We start from the raw sequence: 17,637 nt of genomic DNA, 5'->3' as shown, positions 1-17,637 counted from the left end.
CCGGCGATGAAAATCCACTTGTCCCACATGTCCTGCCGGATAGCGGCGCTTTCCCGCGCGTCGAAGCCGGCGCCCGCGAACTGCTCCGCAATGGCCGCGATGCGCGCGGTGCGGAGGCCGTTCAACTCGCCGAAGGTCAGGCCATGCAGGTTGTTGAGATGCAGGATCGCGCCGTCGTCACCGAGCGTGGAGGAAATCATGCAGAGGCCGCCGAGCGCCTTTTCGGCGCCGAAGCGCGATTGCAGCGCCTCGATATGGGCCATGCCGTTGAGCAGCGGCAGAATCGCGGTTTCCGCGCCGACGCCGCCGGAAAAGGACTCCATCGCATCGGCGAGATCATAGGCCTTGCAGCTCAGCAGGATGAGGTCGAAAGGCTCGCGCAGAGTCTCCGCCGTCGTCAGCTGCGGGGAGGGCAGATGAAAATCGCCGACCGGGCTGCGCAGCGTCAGGCCCTTGGCGCGGAGGATTTCGGCGCGGCGCGGGCGGACAAGAAAGGTCACGTCGCGGCCGGCCTGCGCCAGCCGTCCGCCAAAATAGCCGCCGACCGCGCCGGCGCCGACAATCAGAATCCGCATTCGTCGTTCCTTATATCGCGGCCGGGACGCGGCGCGGCGCGACCAGTTTCGCCGTCAGCACCTGCACGATTTCGCCGCGCTGGTTGCGCGTTTCGCTGCGCACCGTGACCATGCCGCGATCCGGGCGCGAGCGCGACGGCGCGACGTCGATCACCTCGCTCTCGACCGTCAGCACGTCGCCCGGCCGGGTCGGGCGCGGCCAGGCGATCTCGCCGCCCGCGCCGATCAGTCCATTGGCGATGAAGGCGCCGTCGCCGACCAGCAATTTCATCGTGACGGCTGCGACATGCCAGCCGCTCGCGGCGAGCCCGGCAAAAAAGCTGTCCTCGGCGGCGCGCTCGTCGGTATGGAAGGGCTGCGGGTCATATTCGCCGGCAAAGGCCTTGATCGCCTCGGCGGTCAGCTTGTGCGAACCGCTGACGAACCGCTGGCCGACATGCAGGTCGTCGAGAAAGGCGGGAGAGGGCAGGGCGGCGGCTTCGGTCATGGCCGGTCTCGCAAATTCGTGTACCTTGCATTATGATAGCGAGAATGCAGGCTATCGCCCGGGACACGGCGCCGGCAAGCGCGGATCGTTTTCAAATGAAGCGAAAGAGCTTTGGAGAAATGCAATGTCCTGTCGCCCGCAGCCTCGAGCGGGTTGGCGAATGGTGGAGCATTCTGATCCTGCGCGACGCCCTGAACGGCGTGACCCGCTTCGAGGCCTTCCAGAAAAGCCTCGACATCGCGCCGAACATTCTGGCGCGGCGCCTGCGGGCTTTGGTCGAGGCCGGCCTGCTGGAGCGGCGGCGCTATAGCGAAAGGCCGCCGCGCGACGATTATGTGCTGACGCCGTGCGGGCGCGATTTCCAGCCGGTCGTTATCGCCATGATGGCCTGGGGCAACCGCCATTTCGCGCCCGAAGGCCGCGCCGTGACGCTGGTCGACCGCGAGACCGGCATTGAGGCCGATCCGATCCTGATCGACGCCGTCAGCGGCCGGCCGATGAGCGACCGTATTTTCAGGCTGACGCGCAACGCGCCGGCGACAGGTGAGAGAGAAAGGCAATAATTTCGTGCGATTTTACGATAAAGGCCGGTCCTCCGGCGCCTCCCTCCTGCCGAACGCCCCGACCTTGAGCAAACCCCGCATCCTTCGCGCCCTTGAGGCGTCTCTCGCCGGCCTCGCCTGCGCCCTGAAGACCGAGCAGGCCTTTCGCCTGGAGGCGCTGGTCCTGGCGGCGGCCCTCCCGGCCTCTTTCGCGCTGACGCCGGATTTTTCCCGCCGCGCGGAATTGATCGCGGTCCTGCTGGCCGTGCTCGCCGTCGAATTGCTGAACACCAGCATCGAGAAATTATGCGACCGCACCACGCCGCAGATCGACCCCGTCATCAAGGCGGTCAAGGACATGGGCTCGGCCGCTGTATTCTGCGCGCTGTGCATGGCGGGCGTGGTCTGGATCGGCGCGGCGCTGGCGCGCTGGGCGTAAGGCTCGATCCTATTTCAGCTCGCGCGGCTTGACGAAAACAACCGGCTTGCCCTTGCCGGCGCCGATCCGCGCCCAGGGGCCGTCGATCTCGAAGGCGGCCAGGGCGCCCGTCGGAAAAGCCTCGGCCATGCGCCCGGCAAGCGTGTTTTCGGCGTTTTCGCCGGCCAGCAGCACGGCCAGTTCCTGCAGGCCGGGATTATGGCCGATCACCAGAATGGCCCGCGCCGCCTTCGGCGCCGCGCCCAACAGCGCGATCATCTGCGGCGCGGAGGCGAGATAGAGGTCTTCCCGGACCTCGATCTCGGGCGGCTTGTCCCAGGGTTTGAGCGCCGCCAGCGTCTGCCGGGTCCGCAGCGCGCCGGAGACATAGATCCGGTCGGGGTCGATCCCTTCCTGTCGCAGCCATTGCCTGATGGCGGCGGCGGCCTTGCGGCCCCTCTTGCTCAGCGGGCGGTCGTGATCGGCGAGCGACGGGTCGTCCCACGAGGATTTGGCGTGGCGCAGCAGGAAAAGCTGTCTCTTCATCAAGGCGGTCTCGGCATTGGCGCGGGCCTCATCTGTTACCAGCGCCCGCGCCCGCCGATCAATGCGGCGTCAGCTTGACCGGAAGCATCCGCGACAATGGAGCCTTGCCGGCCGCGCCCTTGATATGTTTCAGCGGGCAATTGGGACGGCCGCATTTCTCGAGCGTGGCCAGAGCCGTCGCGACGCCGGTCAGAATGATGATGCCGCCATCGGCATTCTTGACCCGGATCGACGCGCCCGAGCAATGCCGGACCGCGAAGGCCAAAGCCTCGACCTGACACCATGCCGCGCTGATATCGTCCAGCATCTGCGTCTGGACGACGAATGGCGGCTTGCCGACCTGGGCGATCTCGAACGAGAACTGCGGCATACCCCCTCCCATATTTATTTCTTAATTTTTGCTTTGCGCGACCCTACCCGCGCCGCGCGCCGGAGTCACCTAGCGCCGCAGCATGAGCGATGTTGTCGCGCAGCATGACGGCCTCTCCCTATGCGCTCGGCGTCGGAAAGGCAAAGGCCATCTGGTCGCGCTCCGTCTCCGCGCTGGCTTCGTCGAAGGCGGAAACGGTGACGCCGAGCAGGCGCACGCCCTTGACCGACGGAAACAAAGGCTGAAGCAGAGCGAGCGTCCGGCGCTCCAGCTCGGCGGCGGAATCCACGGCGGCGGGCAGGGTCTGGCTGCGCGTGATCTGGTGGAAGTCCTGATATTTGACCTTCAGCGTCACCGAACGGCCCTGCATGTTCAGTCTTTCGCAGGCGGTCCAGACCTTGCGCACGATCGGCGCGATCTTGTCTTGCGCCGCCTCGAAGGTGAACAGATCCTCCAGAAAAGTGTTTTCGGCGCCGATCGACTTGCGTTCGCGGTCTGGCTTGACCGGACGCTCGTCGACCCCGCGCGCGATGGCGTAATAGAAGCCGCCCGCCCGGCCGAAATGGTCGCACAGGAATTCGGGCGCGCAGGCTTTCAGATCGGCTCCGGTTTCGATCCCCAGCCGCCGCATTTTTTCGGCGGTGGCCGGGCCGACGCCGTGGAACTTGCGCACCGGCAAGGCCTCGACAAAAGCCGGGCCGGTTTTCGGCGTGATGACGAACAGCCCGTCGGGCTTGCGCTGGTCGGAGGCCATTTTGGCGAGAAATTTATTGTAGGACACGCCCGCCGAGGCGGTGAGCTCGGTTTCGGCCTTGATCGCGGCGCGGATCGCGGCGGCCAGTTCGGTCGCGGTCTGGCCGGCGGCGAGCCAATCGGTGACGTCGAGATAGGCCTCGTCGAGCGAAAGCGGCTCGATCAGCGGCGTGTAGCGGGCGAAGATCGCGCGGATCTGCGCGGAAACCTGGCGATAGACCTCGAAGCGCGGCGGCGTGAAGATCAGCTCAGGGCATTTGCGCAGCGCCGTCACCGACGGCATGGCCGAATGGACCCCGAAGGCCCGCGCCTCATAGCTCGCCGCCGCCACCACGCCGCGCGCGCGGCCGTGGCCGACCGCGAGCGGCCTGCCGCGCAAGGCGGGATTGTCGCGCTGCTCCACCGAAGCGAAAAAGGCGTCCATGTCGATGTGAATGATCTTCCGGAGTCGCGCGGGCTCCGCCGGACTCTCGGCTTGTTCGGAATTTGGTTTCATCGGCAAGTTGCGGCCAGCGCCCCAGTCCGTTCAGCGGCGCATTATAGGCGCCGCGCCGCCGCGCGCTACCGCTTGCCGCCTTTCTCAAAATCGCCTTATCGGCATTTACAAGGCCGCCTCGTTCTGGCCTCCTGCGCGCAAGCAAAAGGGAAGGCCGGCGGAGGTCGCGGCGATGGCGGAGGAAATATGACGGTCTCGCGCGTTGCGTTCACCCTGTTGGCGCTGTTCGGCTTTTCTGTTTCGGCGCAGGCTGGAGGCGACTGGACCGTTCAGGCCGGAAACGACGCCAACAACCGCTATTCGTCGCTCGACCAGATCAACGAAAGCAATGTCGGCCGCCTGCAGCCGGTCTGGAGTTTTTCGACCGGCGTATTGCGCGGCCATGAGGGCGGCCCGCTCGTCGTCGGCGACGTCATGTATATCGTCACGCCCTTTCCCGATATCGTCTACGCCCTCGACCTGAACGCCGAAGGCCGCATCCTGTGGAAATACGAGCCGAAACAGGATCCCTCCGTGGTGGGGGTGATGTGCTGCGACACCGTCAATCGCGGCCTTGCCTATGCCGACGGCAAGCTTTTCCTCAACCAGGCCGATACGACCCTGGTCGCGTTGGATGCGCAGACCGGCAAGGTTCTGTGGTCGGTCAAGACGGGCTATCCGCAAAAGGGCGAGACCGGAACCGCGACTGTTTTGCCGGTCAAGGACAAGATCATCGTCGGCTTGTCGGGCGGCGAATTCGGCATCCGCTGCCATTTGTCGGCCTATGACCGCGACAGCGGCCGACTGGTCTGGCGCGCCTATGCCTCGGGCCCGGACGACTCGATCCTGGTCGATCCAGACAGGACGACCGAACTCGGCAAGCCGGTCGGGCGCGAGTCCAGCCTCAAGAGCTGGCAAGGCGATCAATGGAAAATGGGCGGCGGCTGCGCCTGGGGCTGGACCTCCTACGATTCCGATCTCAACCTGATCTATTACGGGACCGGCAATCCCTCGACCTGGAACCCGATCCAGCGGCCCGGCGACAACAAATGGTCGGCCAGCATTTTCGCCCGCGACGCCGATAGCGGCATGGCGCGCTGGGTCTATCAGATGACGCCGCATGACGAATGGGATTTCGACGGCGTCAATGAAATGCAATTGGTCGATCAGGAGATTGGCGGCGCCCGGCGCAAGCTGCTGGTGCATTTCGACCGCAACGGCTTCGCCTACACTCTGGACCGCGCCACGGGCGAGCTCTTGCTGGCCGAGAAATACGATCCGGCGGTCAATTGGGCGAAAGGGATCATTCTCGACAAGGCCAGCCCGGATTATGGCCGGCCCGAGCGCGTCGCCCGCTTTTCGACCGAGGCCAATGGCGAGGATGTCGCCACGACGGGCATATGCCCGGCCTCGTTGGGCGCGAAGGACCAGCAGCCCTCGGCCTTTTCACCGAAAACCGGGCTGTTCTACGTCCCGACCAACCATATCTGCATGGATTACGAGCCGTTTCGGGTCCATTTCGAGCCCGGTCTGCCCTATGTCGGCGCGACCCTGTCGCTCTATCCGCCGCCGGGCGAGCGCAACACCGGCGCCTTCATCGCCTGGGACGCGGCGCGGGGCAAGATCGTGTGGTCGGACCCGGAATTGTTCTCGGTCTGGTCCGGCGCGCTGGCGACGGCCGGCAATATCGTTTTCTACGGCACGCTGGAGGGTTATCTGAAGGCGGTCGACGCCCGCACCGGCGCCTTGCTCTACAAATATCGCACGCCCTCCGGCATCGTCGGCAATGTGATGACCTTTCTGCACAAGGGCCGCCAATATGTCGCCGTGCTCTCGGGCGTCGGCGGCTGGGCCGGCATCGGCCTTGTCGCGGGGCTGACCGATCCCCACGACGGGGCGGGCGCGGTCGGCGGCTATGCGGCTTTGCGCGACTATACCGCGCCGGGCGGGGTCTTGACGGTCTTCGCCTTGCCGGATTGAGCCGGCGCTAGATCGTTTCATTGTTTCATGGAAGCAATGAAACGATCTAGATTTCTGTTTTGACGCGTATTCGCTCCGCGGACCTACGGTTCTTTACGCGAACCGGTATCCACCTCGCTCGACCCGAAGGGCCGCGCCAGCGAATACGCTATAAAAGCAGAACGCCGCCCGGCGGGGGCGGCGCGGCGCAAAAAGCGGGCTCGGCGCGTCAGTTCAAGGCGTCGGCGACCGCCGAGAATTTGAGGTTCAGTTTCGTGCCGAAGAGCATCGGCAGGGTCAGGCACACCACGGAGATCACCGACGCGATGACGGCGTATTCGATCGCGCTCGTGCCTGATTCGTCGCGAATCAGGCGCAAGAATATCGACTTCATCGCAAACTCCCTGTCGGCTTTCCGAGCGGAATCGGACTCGCGCCCGGCTTGGTCGAGGCAAACTAGCGAGCGAAACTGGCAGACTTATTAAAGCCTTCGCTAAATTCAACAGGGCGTCGCCGTCTACGGGGCGTAACGTTAATCTTCGGTTAAGACGCGACGCGGTCACAGGGCGCAGGCGCCGGGAAGCAGCGGCGGACCGGCTTTGCTCCACAAACGGACGCCTTCGCCCCCGGCGCGGGCGCGAAACGGCCGGGCGGGCGGCAGCCGCAGCCAGGACTGCGGCTCGAACGTCTCGCCGCCCTCGTTGAACGATCCCGCCAAGGTCAGCAATTCGAGCCCTTGCGGATTGTCCAGCGCGATTTCGGCCCCCGGCGGCCAGGCGTTCACGGCGACCCGTTCGAAGGCGTCCTCGAACAGCACGGTCGAGGCTGCTCCGGCAGGGGCGGGGGCGCGCGCGACGCTGATATGGTCGTCGGCGCGGAACTGCCACAGCCGGACGAAAAGCGTGCAGCCGTCTCGGGAGGCGGGCGCATGCGCCGTGCCCGGCGGATTGCGCAAATAGGCGCCGGCCGGATAATCGCCCGTTTCGTCGGAAAAAACGCCGTCGAGCACGAGAATTTCCTCGCCGCCGCCGTGGATATGGCGCGGAAACTGGCTGTTCGGCGCGAAACGCACGATGGAGGTCGCTCGCGCGACCTCGTCGCCGATGCGGAAGATCATGCGCCGTTCGACCCCTTTGGCGGGGCTGGGCGTCCAGGGCAGACCCGCCGCATGGACGGCGGTTCGCCGGTCGAGATCGTCATTGAGGCGCATGGCTTTATTTTTTCGCCAATTCCCGCTGCGGTCAATCGCCTAGGATTCCCAGGCCGCAAGGCCTGCCGCCGCTTTATTGCGCCGCGAAATGGCGCTACCATGACAAATTGTCGCAATGAGGGGCGAGGACGCCTTGGGCCGCAGCTTGTTCACGCGCAAGACCATCGAGGACCTGCATCGCGCGCAGGCCGGCGCGGATGGCGAACCCGCCCTGCATCGCGCGCTCGGGGCCTTTTCGCTGATGGCGCTCGGCGTGGGGGCGATCATCGGCGCCGGCATTTTCGTCCTGACCGGCGCGGCCGCGGCGCGCTATGCCGGGCCGGCGGTGGTGCTGTCCTTCGCGCTGGCCGGCTGCGCCTGCGCCATCGTCGCCTTGTGCTATGCCGAACTGGCGGCGTTGATCCCGGTTTCGGGCAGCACCTATAGCTATGTCTATGCGACGCTCGGCGAGATTTTCGCCTGGATGATCGGCTGGGATCTCGTGCTGGAATATGCCATGGGGGCGGCGGCGGTGGCGGTCGGCTGGTCCGGCTATCTCGTCTCCATGCTGGCGGGTTTCGGTCTCACGTTGCCGCCGCAATTCACCGCCTCCTATGGCGCGCAAACGGCGGCCGGCGTCGCGGGTCTGTTCAATGTCCCGGCGGCGGCGGTGGTGCTGGTCGTGACCGCACTGCTGGCGATGGGAACGCGCGAATCGGCGCGGGTCAACAATCTCATGGTCGGCTTCAAGCTCGCGGTCGTCGCCGTTGTGATCGTGGTCGGCGGACTGCATGTGACGCCGGCCAATTGGACGCCGTTCGTGCCCGAAAACGCCGGCGAATTCGGGCATTTCGGCTGGAGCGGCGTGCTGCGCGCGGCGGCGGTGGTGTTTTTCGCCTATATCGGCTTCGACGCCGTCTCCACGGCGGCGCAGGAGGCGCGCGATCCGCAGCGTGATCTGCCGATCGGCTTGATCGGCTCGCTGGCCATCTGCACCGCGCTCTATATAGCCGTGGCGGCGGTGCTGACCGGCGTCGTTCCCATCGCCGCGCTCGACCGGCCCGATCCGATTTCCGCCGTCATCGACGCGGTCGGCCTGCCGGCTTTGGCGATCGTGGTGAAATTCGCCGCGCTGGCCGGGCTGACGACGGTCATTCTCGTCCTGTTGTTCGGGCAGGCCCGCATCCTGTTCGCGATGGCGCGCGACGGCCTGCTGCCGCAGTTTTTCGCCCGGCTGCATCCGCGCTTCCGCACGCCCGCCATCAGCCAGATCGTGATCGGCCTCGTCGTCGCGCTCACCGCCGGTCTGTTCCCGATTGATCTGCTCGGCGAAATGGTCAGCATCGGGACGCTCGCCGCCTTCGCCTTGGTCTGCGTCGCCGTCATGCATCTGCGTCGCCGCCACCCGGAACTGCGGCGCCCCTTCCGCGTGCCGTTGGAGCCGGCGCTGCCGGCCCTCGGCGTGATCGCCTGCCTGGTCCTGATGATCGGATTGCCGTGGGAGACCTGGGTCCGGCTGGTGGTCTGGCTGGCCATCGGCATGGCGATCTATCTGACCTCGGGCCGGCGCGGGGCGGCGCGACAGGCGGCCTTGGCCGATCCCAAACAGGCGTGAGCGAAACGCAATTTTGCGCCCGCGCCCCGGAAAGTCTTTTCTGAGATTATTTTAGCAACAAACTGAAATAAAATGAAAGTTATGGTTAATGTTTTCTTTAAATGTGCGGCGTGGCTCGCCGCCGCGTCAGGCGTCGTCGGCCGCCGTCAGGAGCGCGCCGGAAGGGACCGCCGAAGCCGGGCGGCGCGCGTCGAGCGCATCGACCAGAGCGATCCCTGCGGCCATGGCCAAGACAAAGAGCAGCGCGCCGGGCTGGGCGAAGCCGAGGGCGACCAGCGCCGGGCCGGGACAAAATCCGGCGAGGCCCCAGCCGATTCCGAACAAAGCCGCGCCTGCGACCAGCCGGGCGTCGATGGCTCTGTCGGGCGGCGGGGCGAAAGGCGCGCCGTTCAGCGCGTTGCGACGGCGCGCCGCCAACCGGAAGGCCACGAAGGCGACCGCGAGCGCGCCGCCCATCACGAAAGCCAGCGAAGGGTCCCAGGCGCCGGCGAGATCGAGGAAGCCGAGCACCTTGGCCGGCTGGGTCATGCCGCCGAGGCAAAGGCCGAGGCCGAACAGCAGCCCAGCGGCGAGGGGAGCGAGCAATTTCATCGCCGGCCTATCCGAATACGTGACGCAAGAGGAAAACGGTGACGAAGCCGGTCGTCATGAAGGTCAGCGTGGCGACGGCGGAGCGCGGCGACAGGCGCGCGAGCCCGCACACGCCATGACCGCTGGTGCAGCCATTGGCCAGCCGCGCGCCGGCCCCGACCGCCAGCCCGGCCGCGATGAGGATCGGCGCCGACGCGCCGATCGCGGGCCGCGCCGCGCCGAACAGCAAGGCCGCGAGCGGCCCCGCCGCAACAAGTCCTGCTACGACGGCCAGGCGCCACGGCCACTGGCTGGGCTTCGGATTGACCAGTCCCGCGAAAATCCCGGCCGCGCCGAGAATCCGGCCCTCGGCGAGAAACAGCCACGCCGCCGCGAGGCCGATCAGCACGCCACCGGCGAGGGAGGAAAGCGGCGTGAAATGAATCCAGTCGATCTGCAAGGGAAGCCGCCAGGGGAGCACCGCGCGCAAAACCGCGCCGGCGCAGGGTAAGGCGCCTCATCGCAATTAGTCTATAAATTAAATCACCAATAGCCGAGACGGGCGCCGATCACTCGACCGGCGTCCAGCCCTTGCCCGGATTGAAACGCTTCATCGCCTCGCCGAGGCTGGCGCTGCGCGCGCCGAGATCGGCTTCGAACACCTTGCCGTTTTCGCCGCAGATGAAGGTCTTGACGCCGGTCTTGCCCCATTTGTCCGGCCAGGCGACCAGAGCGTGGCCGGCGATCATATGGCCGTTGATGAGATAGGAATGCGCGCCGCCCGGCGCCGCCGCCCCCTGTTCGGTCAGGATTTTATAGCGATAGCCCTTGTAGAGCGGAAAACGGACGTCGGCGTCGACGACCCCGCCGGACAGATCGCCGAGCGGCGAAACATCGGTCTGGTCGGCGGGCTCCCAATAGAGGCCATCATGTTTGCCGGGGGTCGAAATGATCCGGCGCGCATATTCCCGCAAGGCGTCGGCGTCGCGGTCGATGCGGAAATAATCGTCCTGCGCCTTCACATAGGCGCGGCAGGCCGCGATGGCCGACAATTCATTATGGCCGACGATGCGGTCGATGATTTCCTCGCGGCCGGCCTCGGCGTCGAAGGCCCAGCCGGCCGAAGTCTTCATCAGCGGCACGGGGAAGGTCCAGCCATTGGTCCCGACGCGCAGCACGCGCTCGTCGTCCTTCGGCGCCTCCAGTTCAGCCGCCTGCGCCGCCGCCTCGTTGAATTCCTTCAGGCGGCGGGCGTCCTCCTCCTTGTCGCCGCTGCGCAGCAGGTCGATGCCCGCCTTGCCGAAGATGCGCTCGCCGAAATCCGGCCCGCCGGCCTTGGCGGATTCGATCAGATCCTTCATGGCCGCCTCGGGCGAGGCGTAAACCTGCTGCGCGCGCGCCGGCGCGATCGCGAGCGTCGCGGAAAACAGCAGTGCGGCGACGAGGTGAGACATGGTCTTCATCGGAGCGCTCCCCGTCATCGCCGCCGTCCTCCCCCGCCACCGCGGAACCCGCCGCCGCCACCGCCGCCGCGGAACCCGCCTCCACCGCCGCCCATGCGCGGGCCGCCGCCCATTCCCGGCCGCGGGCCCATCTGCATTCGGCTCGCCGCGCCGCGATTGGCGAAGGCCTTGTTGGCCCCGCCCATATTGATGCCATTCATGGCGCCGCCGCGCGGACCGCCGCCGCCGAAGCCCGGCTGCGGGCGCGGCTTCGCCGCCGGTCGAGTCGCCGGACGGTTGCCCGGTTTCGCGCCCGGCGCCGGCTTGGCCGGCAATGGCTTGGCGCTGGGTCCGCCGCCGCCGATTCCGCCCGGCTTGCCAACGCCGCCCGGCCCGCCAATCCCGCCGGGTCCACCAGCGCCGCCGGGTCCGCCAGGCCTCCCGACGCCGCCCGGTCCGCCAACGCCTCCAGGCCCTCCAACGCCGCCAGGCCCTCCAACGCCGCCAGGCCCTCCAACGCCGCCAGGCCCTCCGACCCCGCCGGGGCCGCCAATTCCGCCGGGCCCGCCCGGTCTTCCGACGCCTCCCGGGCCGCCGATCCCGCCAGGACCCCCAACGCCGCCAGGACTCCCAACGCCTCCGGGTCCGCCCGGCCGGTTGCCGCCAATGCCCGGCTTGCTGCCGAGGCCGGGGCGATATTCGCCATTCGGCCGCCACGGCTTCAGATTGTTGCCAATATTGACGGTGTTGCCGATGTTGATATTGCCGTTATTGATGCCGCCGGGCCGGACCGGCTGGCCGGGACGCCAGCCCGGATAGGGCGGCCGCCAGCCGGGATAGCCCGCCCAGACCGGCGGATAGATCGCGCCGGTGCGCCAGTTCCAGTAATTATTGTTCCACAGCGCGCCCACCGCGACCGCCGTGCCGAAAGTGAGAAGACCAGCCGCGACCACTGCGCCGGTGGGGTCATAGACGGCGCCCGCATCATAGGCCGGCACATAGATGGCGGAGGGGTCGGTCGGCTCGATCACGATCACGTCGCCGCCGCCCGATTCGCTGCGGCGCGTCACCTTCTGCTGTGGGGTCGATTTCAGCGCGCCGGCCTTTTCCGCCTTGGCGCGCAGGGCTTGGATGGCTTCGGCGACATCCTGCGGCTGATTAACCACGGCGTCGCCGAGATCGGTCGTCCAGTCGAGGTCGTCGTTCATTTTCCGGATGATTTCGGGAAAGCGCGCCAAGGCCTTCACCGCCGGGTCCCAGCTCTGCTTGTCGATTCCGGAGAAATCCTGCTTCGCGACGGCGGCCTTGTTCTTGTCCAGCCAGCGCTGCAATTGCACGATCTGGATCGGATAGGCGCTGGCCGGCAGGATCTGCGCCAGCAGCGCATCGGGATAGAGCGCGATCGGCGCGAGCAGCTTGAGCAATTCCGCCTGCGAGAATTTGTCGGCCGGCTGCTCTCCCGGCGCGGGGCTCTGGGCCTCCGGCGCGGGCGCGGGGTTTTGCGCGGGCGGCGCCGGCTCTTGTACGGGCGGCGCCACTTCTTGCGCCAGCACGCTCGGCGGCGTCGCGATCAGCAGCGACAAAGCGCAGCACAAGGCGGAAAAGCCGATCGATCCTCGAAAGCGCGCGCCGGTCAAGTTCCGCCTCCCATCCGATTCTTGAAGCTTAATCTGCGGCGGGGCGCGGCGAAAGGCAATCGCGCCTAAAGTTACGCTTCAGCGGCGGCTTCCTCGCGCCAGCGCGCGATCGTCTCGGCTTCGGGCGGCGGCGCGGCGACAATGGCGCGGCGGCCCAGCGTGACCTCGCCGCGCGCCCCGTCGAGCGCGATCCAGTCGCCCAGCCGGATGCGCCGGTCGCCCAGAGCAGCGCCGCGCTCGTCCGCGTCGATATGCAGGGCGCGGCATCCGACCAGACAGGCCTTGCCCATCTGGCGTGCGACCACCGCCGCATGGGAGGTGCGCCCGCCCACCGCCGTGAGAACGCCCTCGGCGATGGCGAAGCCGGCGATGTCCTCGGTTGAGGTGTCGCGCCGCACCAGAATGACCTTGTCGCCGCCGCGCGCGAAACTTTCGGCCTGGGCGGTGGTGAAACAGGCCCGCCCGCAGGCGACGCCCGGCGCCGCCGCCAAAGCCTCGGCGGCCTTCGGCGCCGGCTCGGCGAAGGCGGCCGAACCGGCCTTGGCGAGATCGATCTCGGCGATGCGGCGCAAGGCCTCGGCGCGGTCGATCAGCCCTTCCGCGACGAAATCGACAGCGATCTTCAAACCCGCGCGGGGCGTGCGTTTCGCGGCGCGCGTCTGCAAGAAATAGAGCTTGCCGCTATCAATGGTGAATTCGATGTCCTGGGCGTCGGCGGCGGCCGTTTCCAGCAAAGCGGCGCCTTCCGCCAATTGCCGCGCCGCCTGCGGCAGGCGGCTGGCGAGCCGTTCCGCATCGGTCGGCGTGCGGCGCCCCGACACCACATCCTCGCCCTGGGCGTCGGCGAGGAAGTCGACATAAAGCCCTTTCGCCCCAGTCGCCGGATCGCGCGAAAAGGCCACGCCCGAGCCGGAATCGCCGCCGGAATTGCCGAACACCATGGCTTGAACGGTAACAGCAGTGCCGAGCAGGCCCTCGATCCTGTTGAGCTGGCGGTATTTTTCTGCGCGCGGGCTGCGCCACGACAGATAGACCGCCCGCGCCGCCGCTTCGAGCTGGGCCATCGGGTCGTCGGGCGGCGCCGCGCCCTCGGCTGCGGCGAGGTCGAGATCAACCGCGACCAGCCGCTCCAGCGCCTCAGGATCGAGATCGCCCTCATGGGCCGCGCCCTCGGCGCGGATCAGGGCGGCCAGCGCCTCCTCGAACGGCTTCAGCGGGCGCTCGCCCACCACTTCGACATAGGATTCGATGAAGCGCCGGTAGCAATCATAGGCGAGGCGCGGATTGCCCTTGGCGCGGATCAGGCCGTGGACGCTGGCCGCGTTCATGCCGACATTGAGCACGGTGTCCAACATGCCGGGCATGGATTTCGCCGCGCCGGAGCGCACCGAGACGAGCAGCGGATCGCGCGCGTCGCCGAGTTTCTTGCCGGCGGCGGCCTCAAGCCGCGCGACTCCCTCGCGCAGCCCGTCGCGCATCGCCGCGAGCGCTTCGGCGTCGCCGTCGCAGACGCCGGCGCATAAAGCGGTGGGCAGCGCGAAGGCGGGCGGGACCGGCAGATGCAGGGCGCTCATCCGCGCCAACTCCGCCGCCTTGGAGCCGACCTGTTCGGCGGAAAGCGGCGGCTGCGCGGCGTCGAGGCCGATATAAGCGGGGGCGAAAGCCTTGGCTTTCATGCGGAAAGCTCCTCCAGCACGCGGTCGCGCAGCGACATGGCGGCATGGGCGAGGCGGTCGGTGGCCTCCTCCAGCGCGCGGGCGATTTCGAGGCCGAGGACCAAGCTGCGCGCGTCGCCCTGCGGCGTCGCCCCAATGATCTTCGCCACGGCGGCGCGCTCGGCGGCGTCGGCCTCATGTTCGGCGGCGCTCACCGCCTCGACTCGTTGCAGAGCGAAGGCGGCGTCGAGCCTCTTGCCATTCGGGATCAGCAGTGCGCCCTCGACGGCGCGAGTGAGTTCTCCGACCGACCGGGTGGCGATGGCCGCGAGTTCGCCGAGCGCCGCGCTCAGATGCGGCGCGCTTTCGTCGAGCGCGAGGCTGAGCAGGAAGGCGGCCTGGTCGAAACAATCGGCGCCGTTCTCGACCTGATCGACGAGACAGAGCAGCGCGGCGCCGTCATGGGCGCGTTCGCAGGCTTTTCGCGCGGCCACGGTGAGGCGGTCGGCTTTTTCCTCCAGCGCCTTGGCGCGCTGGCACAAACGCTGGCGCTCGTCATGGGGCGCGAGCCCGTCGGGCAGGAAGGCGGTTTCGATCAGCCCGGCCATCATCCGCGTCAGGCCGAGATGGCGCAGGACCAGAGTCAGGATTTCGCGCTCGGCGGTGTCGAGCCGCTGCGACAGATCGGCCTGGATCTCGTCGCGGATCAGGCGGATCGAACGGCCGTCCTTCAGCCCGTCGCAGGCGACATGCAGCACATGGCGCAGAAAGGCGTCGCATTCGCCTTCGCCGAGCGCGCGGTTGAGCGGCACGCCATAAGCGATCCGGCCGGGGGCGGCGTTGCGGATCGCCTCATAGACCAGTTCGGCGCCGCCCAGTTCGAGAAAGGCGCGATGGCCCTCGTCCTGCCGCGCGGCGGCGGTCAGGATGTCGATCGCCGCATTCTTGCCGGTGAAAAGCTGGAGGGTTTTGCGCGCCTTGTTCCAGTCGATCAGGAAGACGATGCGCGAGCCGAGGAATTCGAGATAATGGTCGAGATCGGCCTCGTCGCGCGCGGAAAAAACGCCGTTGAGCAGGACGAAGGGCTCGCCCTCGGCCAGATTGCGCTCGCTCTTTTCCGCGAGCGGGCTCCACGCGACGGCTTCGTCCGCGAACAGGGACATGAAGAATTTGGCGCGGCCGCGATGGACGTCGGTATAGGTGGTGGTGGCGGTCAGGCCCTCGACGCGCACGACCAGCACATGGGCGTCGGTGACGCCGATATCGTTCTGGATCGACAGGCGCGGGCCGAGCCGGACGGCGGTGGTGGTGAGGCCGGGATGGCCGAAGGCCAAGAACGCCGTGCGGTTGAGCCCTCGCATGAAAGCCGCCACGCGGGCGCGCGAAAGATCGTCGAGGCCGGCGCAATGAGCGCCGTCGACCTGTTCGACGGCGGTTTCGGCGGCGAGGCGGTTGATCGCCCGGTGCAGGTCCATCACCAGCAGATGCGCGCTGTCGCCGGCCTCGCGCTGGGCCGAGCCGAGCGCGGCCACTTGCGAATAGCCGACGCGGTCGCCTTCGAAGCGGGGCAGGGCGGCGAGCCGGGCGTCGAGCCGCGCCTTGAATTTCGGCGCATCCGCGCCGCCGGCGGCGGCGATCGGAGCGGCCATGGCCTTGAGGTCTTCGGCGAGGCCGACAGCCAGCAGACCGGCGCCGGGGGCGACGAAAGTCTCACGATCAAGCGGCCGCGCGCCGGAAACCACGGCGTCGAAAGCCGGTTCGTCCAGGCCGACGGCGCGTCTCTCGCTCTCCAGCGGCAGGGCCGGGCGGCCAGGATCGGCGGCGTGGGCCGAGGCCTCCTGCAACAAAGTGAGCCGAATCTTCAGACGGTCATTGGCCGCCAGCGCGGAGGCGATCAGGGCAGGGAGAAGGACGGCGCCTTCGCCGAGGGATTCAACGATTTCGGTCTTGACGACCATGGCGGGATTCCAGTTTTTAGGCTGTTATAGTCCCGATCCGTGACAGTCGTTTTGCGGCAGATCATTCGCGGCCTCCTGTCATTCCCGGCCTCCTGGGCCGCGCTGGCGCAGGAGGCGGGCGACGACCGCATTGGCCGTGCGTATGGCGCGCCCTTCGTCGCCGGTCTCGGCGAGAGTCTTGTTGGCGACTTCCGCCCAGACCCGGCAGAGCTCTTCCGTCTCGGCCTTGCGGGTATGACGCGGGGCGTCCTCGGGTCGCCAGGGCATTTTCCCCTCCGTGCGCGGCCAAGCGCCGTTCGACAGACCTGAAGCTCGGGCTTATGATCGGCCGCTATTTTAAGGGGGGCCGCGCCAGACGCGCAAGCGGAAGGCCGCAAGAGCGCCGCGCAGCAGGAGCGCGGCGCAGGAGGAGAAGCGAAAATGAGCCAGGCAAAAGGCAAAGTGATTCGGATCGCGCTCGTGGCGAGTCTCGCCCTGGCCCTTGGCGGCGGCGCCGCTTCGGCGCTCGAATGTCCCGCGCTGCAATCGCCGGACGGCTCAAGCGCCGCGCCCGACTTGAAAGGCCAATTGGCGTCGAAGGACGTGATCGCCCAGGTTCCCGGCATTCTGGGCGCGCTGCACCAGCAGTTTCCAAGCGTGTCCAAACCCATGCTGGTCAATTATCTGATCGCGGCCTATTGCCCGGTCGTGAAGGCCGATGCGGCGCTGAGCGAAGAAGAGAAAATGGCGAAGGTCCGGGAATTCGCCGACAAGGCCGTCTCGTCGGCCTATTGAGGCGCGGCGCGGTCAGGCGCCGCAGAAAGGCGCCGGCGGCGCCCGGAAGATTACGCATATAAGAGAGGTCGGCCCGGCCGATGTCGAACCATAGCGGTTCCGCATTGGGGGCCGCCGCGCGACATGATCCGCCGACGCGCCGCGAGTTGGCGGGAAGCGCGCGAACAGCTCCCGGATCATCGGGTCATCCATCGCCCGGCGCGAAAACTCGGGAGCCCGGGAACATTTCCCTTCTTTCTCCGCTTCCTGGAGTTAAGAGCCCGGCGCTGACCCCTTGACCGTTGGCGGCGAACGCTGGGTTTTTCGTGACGCCCGTCAGAATAGATAAAAAATCAATCGTGAATTGATCGCAGCCGGACAATCTCTGCGTGGCGAGCCATTAAATTCCGGGCTGCTTCATCGCAAGGGAGGAGCGGAAATGTCATTTTATCATCGATTGGGGAAAGCCTTGGCCTTGTCCGTGGGCCTGGCTGGCGCCCTGGCGCCGGCCTGCGCCTGGGCGCAAGCCGCGAAGGACGCCAAGAAGCCGAATATCGTTATCATCTGGGGCGACGATATCGGCCAGTCCAATCTCAGCGCCTATACCAACGGCCTGATGGGCTATCGCACGCCGAACATCGATTCCATCGCGCGCGACGGCGTCATCTTCACCGATTATTACGGCGAGCAGAG

At 67.2% G+C, this 17,637-nt stretch carries 20 protein-coding genes; 6 read left to right on the top strand and 14 right to left on the bottom strand.

The genetic code is table 11. The features are described 5' to 3' along the window. Positions 1 to 575 (bottom strand): 2-dehydropantoate 2-reductase (locus tag ACE3S9_RS04440; protein WP_374545225.1); only part of this gene is annotated, 575 nt, incomplete at its 3' end. A 10-nt stretch (positions 576 to 585) separates the two neighbouring features. Then, a complete protein-coding gene (locus tag ACE3S9_RS04435) occupies positions 586 to 1,062 on the bottom strand; it encodes a MaoC family dehydratase (RefSeq protein ID WP_374545224.1) in 477 nt (158 codons plus the stop codon). Positions 1,063 to 1,181: 119 nt separating this feature from the next. Here ACE3S9_RS04435 and ACE3S9_RS04430 point away from each other — a divergent pair, with 119 nt between their 5' ends. Together ACE3S9_RS04430 and ACE3S9_RS04425 are read left to right on the top strand one after the other, a co-directional pair. Beyond that, on the top strand, positions 1,182 to 1,625 hold the full coding sequence (locus ACE3S9_RS04430; RefSeq protein WP_374545223.1) for a winged helix-turn-helix transcriptional regulator: 444 nt from the start codon (positions 1,182 to 1,184) through the stop codon (positions 1,623 to 1,625). A gap of 64 nt (positions 1,626 to 1,689) precedes the next feature. After that, positions 1,690 to 2,043: a diacylglycerol kinase gene (locus tag ACE3S9_RS04425; protein ID WP_374545222.1), complete on the top strand. Its 354-nt coding sequence runs from the start codon at positions 1,690 to 1,692 to the stop codon at positions 2,041 to 2,043. Positions 2,044 to 2,052: 9 nt separating this feature from the next. On the opposite strand, the gene ACE3S9_RS04420 is transcribed toward ACE3S9_RS04425, so the two are convergent. The 3 genes from ACE3S9_RS04420 to dinB all read right to left on the bottom strand — a co-directional run bounded on the left by ACE3S9_RS04420 (position 2,053) and on the right by dinB (position 4,187). Then, a complete protein-coding gene (locus tag ACE3S9_RS04420) occupies positions 2,053 to 2,568 on the bottom strand; it encodes a histidine phosphatase family protein (RefSeq protein ID WP_374545221.1) in 516 nt (171 codons plus the stop codon). Positions 2,569 to 2,626: 58 nt separating this feature from the next. Further along, positions 2,627 to 2,938 carry a hypothetical protein gene (locus ACE3S9_RS04415; RefSeq protein WP_374545220.1) on the bottom strand — a complete coding sequence of 104 codons (312 nt, stop codon included), beginning with the start codon at positions 2,936 to 2,938 and terminating at the stop codon, positions 2,627 to 2,629. Between the two features lie 118 nt (positions 2,939 to 3,056). Next, positions 3,057 to 4,187: a DNA polymerase IV gene (gene dinB, locus ACE3S9_RS04410; RefSeq protein ID WP_374545219.1), complete on the bottom strand. Its 1,131-nt coding sequence runs from the start codon at positions 4,185 to 4,187 to the stop codon at positions 3,057 to 3,059. A 186-nt stretch (positions 4,188 to 4,373) separates the two neighbouring features. On the opposite strand from dinB, the gene ACE3S9_RS04405 reads away from it, so the two are divergent. Beyond that, positions 4,374 to 6,146, top strand: a complete 1,773-nt coding sequence (locus tag ACE3S9_RS04405) for a methanol/ethanol family PQQ-dependent dehydrogenase (protein WP_374545218.1) — start codon at positions 4,374 to 4,376, stop codon at positions 6,144 to 6,146. Positions 6,147 to 6,354: 208 nt separating this feature from the next. On the opposite strand, the gene ACE3S9_RS04400 is transcribed toward ACE3S9_RS04405, so the two are convergent. Both ACE3S9_RS04400 and ACE3S9_RS04395 read right to left on the bottom strand, forming a co-directional pair. Then, positions 6,355 to 6,519: a Flp family type IVb pilin gene (locus tag ACE3S9_RS04400; protein ID WP_374545217.1), complete on the bottom strand. Its 165-nt coding sequence runs from the start codon at positions 6,517 to 6,519 to the stop codon at positions 6,355 to 6,357. A 165-nt stretch (positions 6,520 to 6,684) separates the two neighbouring features. Then, the gene (locus ACE3S9_RS04395) at positions 6,685 to 7,335 is read right to left on the bottom strand and encodes a cupin domain-containing protein (protein ID WP_374545216.1); all 651 of its coding nucleotides are present in this window, start codon (positions 7,333 to 7,335) and stop codon (positions 6,685 to 6,687) included. A 115-nt stretch (positions 7,336 to 7,450) separates the two neighbouring features. Here ACE3S9_RS04395 and ACE3S9_RS04390 point away from each other — a divergent pair, with 115 nt between their 5' ends. After that, positions 7,451 to 8,929 carry an amino acid permease gene (locus ACE3S9_RS04390; protein ID WP_374545215.1) on the top strand — a complete coding sequence of 493 codons (1,479 nt, stop codon included), beginning with the start codon at positions 7,451 to 7,453 and terminating at the stop codon, positions 8,927 to 8,929. Between the two features lie 126 nt (positions 8,930 to 9,055). Here the strand turns inward: ACE3S9_RS04390 and ACE3S9_RS04385 are convergent, their stop codons facing one another. From ACE3S9_RS04385 to ACE3S9_RS04355, 7 genes are all read right to left on the bottom strand, one after another. Further along, entirely contained in the window at positions 9,056 to 9,520 is a 465-nt protein-coding gene (locus ACE3S9_RS04385) for a DUF6691 family protein (protein ID WP_374545214.1), read from the bottom strand. 7 nt (positions 9,521 to 9,527) lie between these two features. Further along, a complete protein-coding gene (locus tag ACE3S9_RS04380) occupies positions 9,528 to 9,980 on the bottom strand; it encodes a YeeE/YedE family protein (RefSeq protein ID WP_374545226.1) in 453 nt (150 codons plus the stop codon). A gap of 88 nt (positions 9,981 to 10,068) precedes the next feature. Continuing rightward, on the bottom strand, positions 10,069 to 10,980 hold the full coding sequence (locus tag ACE3S9_RS04375; protein ID WP_374545213.1) for a DUF2950 family protein: 912 nt from the start codon (positions 10,978 to 10,980) through the stop codon (positions 10,069 to 10,071). Next, positions 10,977 to 12,578 carry a DUF3300 domain-containing protein gene (locus ACE3S9_RS04370; RefSeq protein ID WP_374545212.1) on the bottom strand — a complete coding sequence of 534 codons (1,602 nt, stop codon included), beginning with the start codon at positions 12,576 to 12,578 and terminating at the stop codon, positions 10,977 to 10,979. Before ACE3S9_RS04370 ends, ACE3S9_RS04375 begins: the two co-directional genes overlap by 4 nt. Before the next feature lie 71 nt (positions 12,579 to 12,649). After that, positions 12,650 to 14,254 (bottom strand): PEP/pyruvate-binding domain-containing protein, encoded by a 1,605-nt coding sequence (locus ACE3S9_RS04365; RefSeq protein ID WP_374545211.1) that lies wholly within the window; start codon positions 14,252 to 14,254, stop codon positions 12,650 to 12,652. Continuing rightward, on the bottom strand, positions 14,251 to 16,191 hold the full coding sequence (locus tag ACE3S9_RS04360) for a hypothetical protein (RefSeq protein WP_374545210.1): 1,941 nt from the start codon (positions 16,189 to 16,191) through the stop codon (positions 14,251 to 14,253). Before ACE3S9_RS04360 ends, ACE3S9_RS04365 begins: the two co-directional genes overlap by 4 nt. 78 nt (positions 16,192 to 16,269) lie before the next feature. Beyond that, complete coding sequence (locus tag ACE3S9_RS04355) at positions 16,270 to 16,458, bottom strand: hypothetical protein (protein ID WP_374545209.1); 189 nt, start codon at positions 16,456 to 16,458, stop codon at positions 16,270 to 16,272. Between the two features lie 153 nt (positions 16,459 to 16,611). Between ACE3S9_RS04355 and ACE3S9_RS04350 the strand changes: the two genes are divergently transcribed. Together ACE3S9_RS04350 and ACE3S9_RS04345 are read left to right on the top strand one after the other, a co-directional pair. Next, a complete protein-coding gene (locus ACE3S9_RS04350) occupies positions 16,612 to 16,965 on the top strand; it encodes a hypothetical protein (protein ID WP_374545208.1) in 354 nt (117 codons plus the stop codon). A 448-nt stretch (positions 16,966 to 17,413) separates the two neighbouring features. Next, positions 17,414 to 17,637 (top strand): sulfatase-like hydrolase/transferase (locus ACE3S9_RS04345; RefSeq protein WP_374545207.1); only part of this gene is annotated, 224 nt, incomplete at its 3' end.

Source organism: Rhodoblastus sp., assembly GCF_041915505.1.
In the GTDB taxonomy this organism is placed as follows: domain Bacteria; phylum Pseudomonadota; class Alphaproteobacteria; order Rhizobiales; family Beijerinckiaceae; genus Rhodoblastus.
This window is presented reverse-complemented; position numbering and strand designations above follow the sequence as displayed.

What these genes read in the sequence shown, in the direction of transcription:
- ACE3S9_RS04375 (WP_374545213.1), bottom strand. Translation starts at nt 10,980, where the DNA reads ATGACGGGGAGCGCTCCGATGAAGACCATGTCTCACCTCGTCGCCGCA.
- ACE3S9_RS04400 (WP_374545217.1), bottom strand. Translation starts at nt 6,519, where the DNA reads ATGAAGTCGATATTCTTGCGCCTGATTCGCGACGAATCAGGCACGAGC.
- ACE3S9_RS04430 (WP_374545223.1), top strand. Translation starts at nt 1,182, where the DNA reads ATGCAATGTCCTGTCGCCCGCAGCCTCGAGCGGGTTGGCGAATGGTGG.
- ACE3S9_RS04415 (WP_374545220.1), bottom strand. Translation starts at nt 2,938, where the DNA reads ATGCCGCAGTTCTCGTTCGAGATCGCCCAGGTCGGCAAGCCGCCATTC.
- dinB (WP_374545219.1), bottom strand. Translation starts at nt 4,187, where the DNA reads ATGAAACCAAATTCCGAACAAGCCGAGAGTCCGGCGGAGCCCGCGCGA.
- ACE3S9_RS04390 (WP_374545215.1), top strand. Translation starts at nt 7,451, where the DNA reads ATGAGGGGCGAGGACGCCTTGGGCCGCAGCTTGTTCACGCGCAAGACC.
- ACE3S9_RS04405 (WP_374545218.1), top strand. Translation starts at nt 4,374, where the DNA reads ATGACGGTCTCGCGCGTTGCGTTCACCCTGTTGGCGCTGTTCGGCTTT.
- ACE3S9_RS04360 (WP_374545210.1), bottom strand. Translation starts at nt 16,191, where the DNA reads ATGGTCGTCAAGACCGAAATCGTTGAATCCCTCGGCGAAGGCGCCGTC.
- ACE3S9_RS04350 (WP_374545208.1), top strand. Translation starts at nt 16,612, where the DNA reads ATGAGCCAGGCAAAAGGCAAAGTGATTCGGATCGCGCTCGTGGCGAGT.
- ACE3S9_RS04420 (WP_374545221.1), bottom strand. Translation starts at nt 2,568, where the DNA reads ATGAAGAGACAGCTTTTCCTGCTGCGCCACGCCAAATCCTCGTGGGAC.
- ACE3S9_RS04395 (WP_374545216.1), bottom strand. Translation starts at nt 7,335, where the DNA reads ATGCGCCTCAATGACGATCTCGACCGGCGAACCGCCGTCCATGCGGCG.
- ACE3S9_RS04435 (WP_374545224.1), bottom strand. Translation starts at nt 1,062, where the DNA reads ATGACCGAAGCCGCCGCCCTGCCCTCTCCCGCCTTTCTCGACGACCTG.
- ACE3S9_RS04385 (WP_374545214.1), bottom strand. Translation starts at nt 9,520, where the DNA reads ATGAAATTGCTCGCTCCCCTCGCCGCTGGGCTGCTGTTCGGCCTCGGC.
- ACE3S9_RS04365 (WP_374545211.1), bottom strand. Translation starts at nt 14,254, where the DNA reads ATGAAAGCCAAGGCTTTCGCCCCCGCTTATATCGGCCTCGACGCCGCG.
- ACE3S9_RS04355 (WP_374545209.1), bottom strand. Translation starts at nt 16,458, where the DNA reads ATGCCCTGGCGACCCGAGGACGCCCCGCGTCATACCCGCAAGGCCGAG.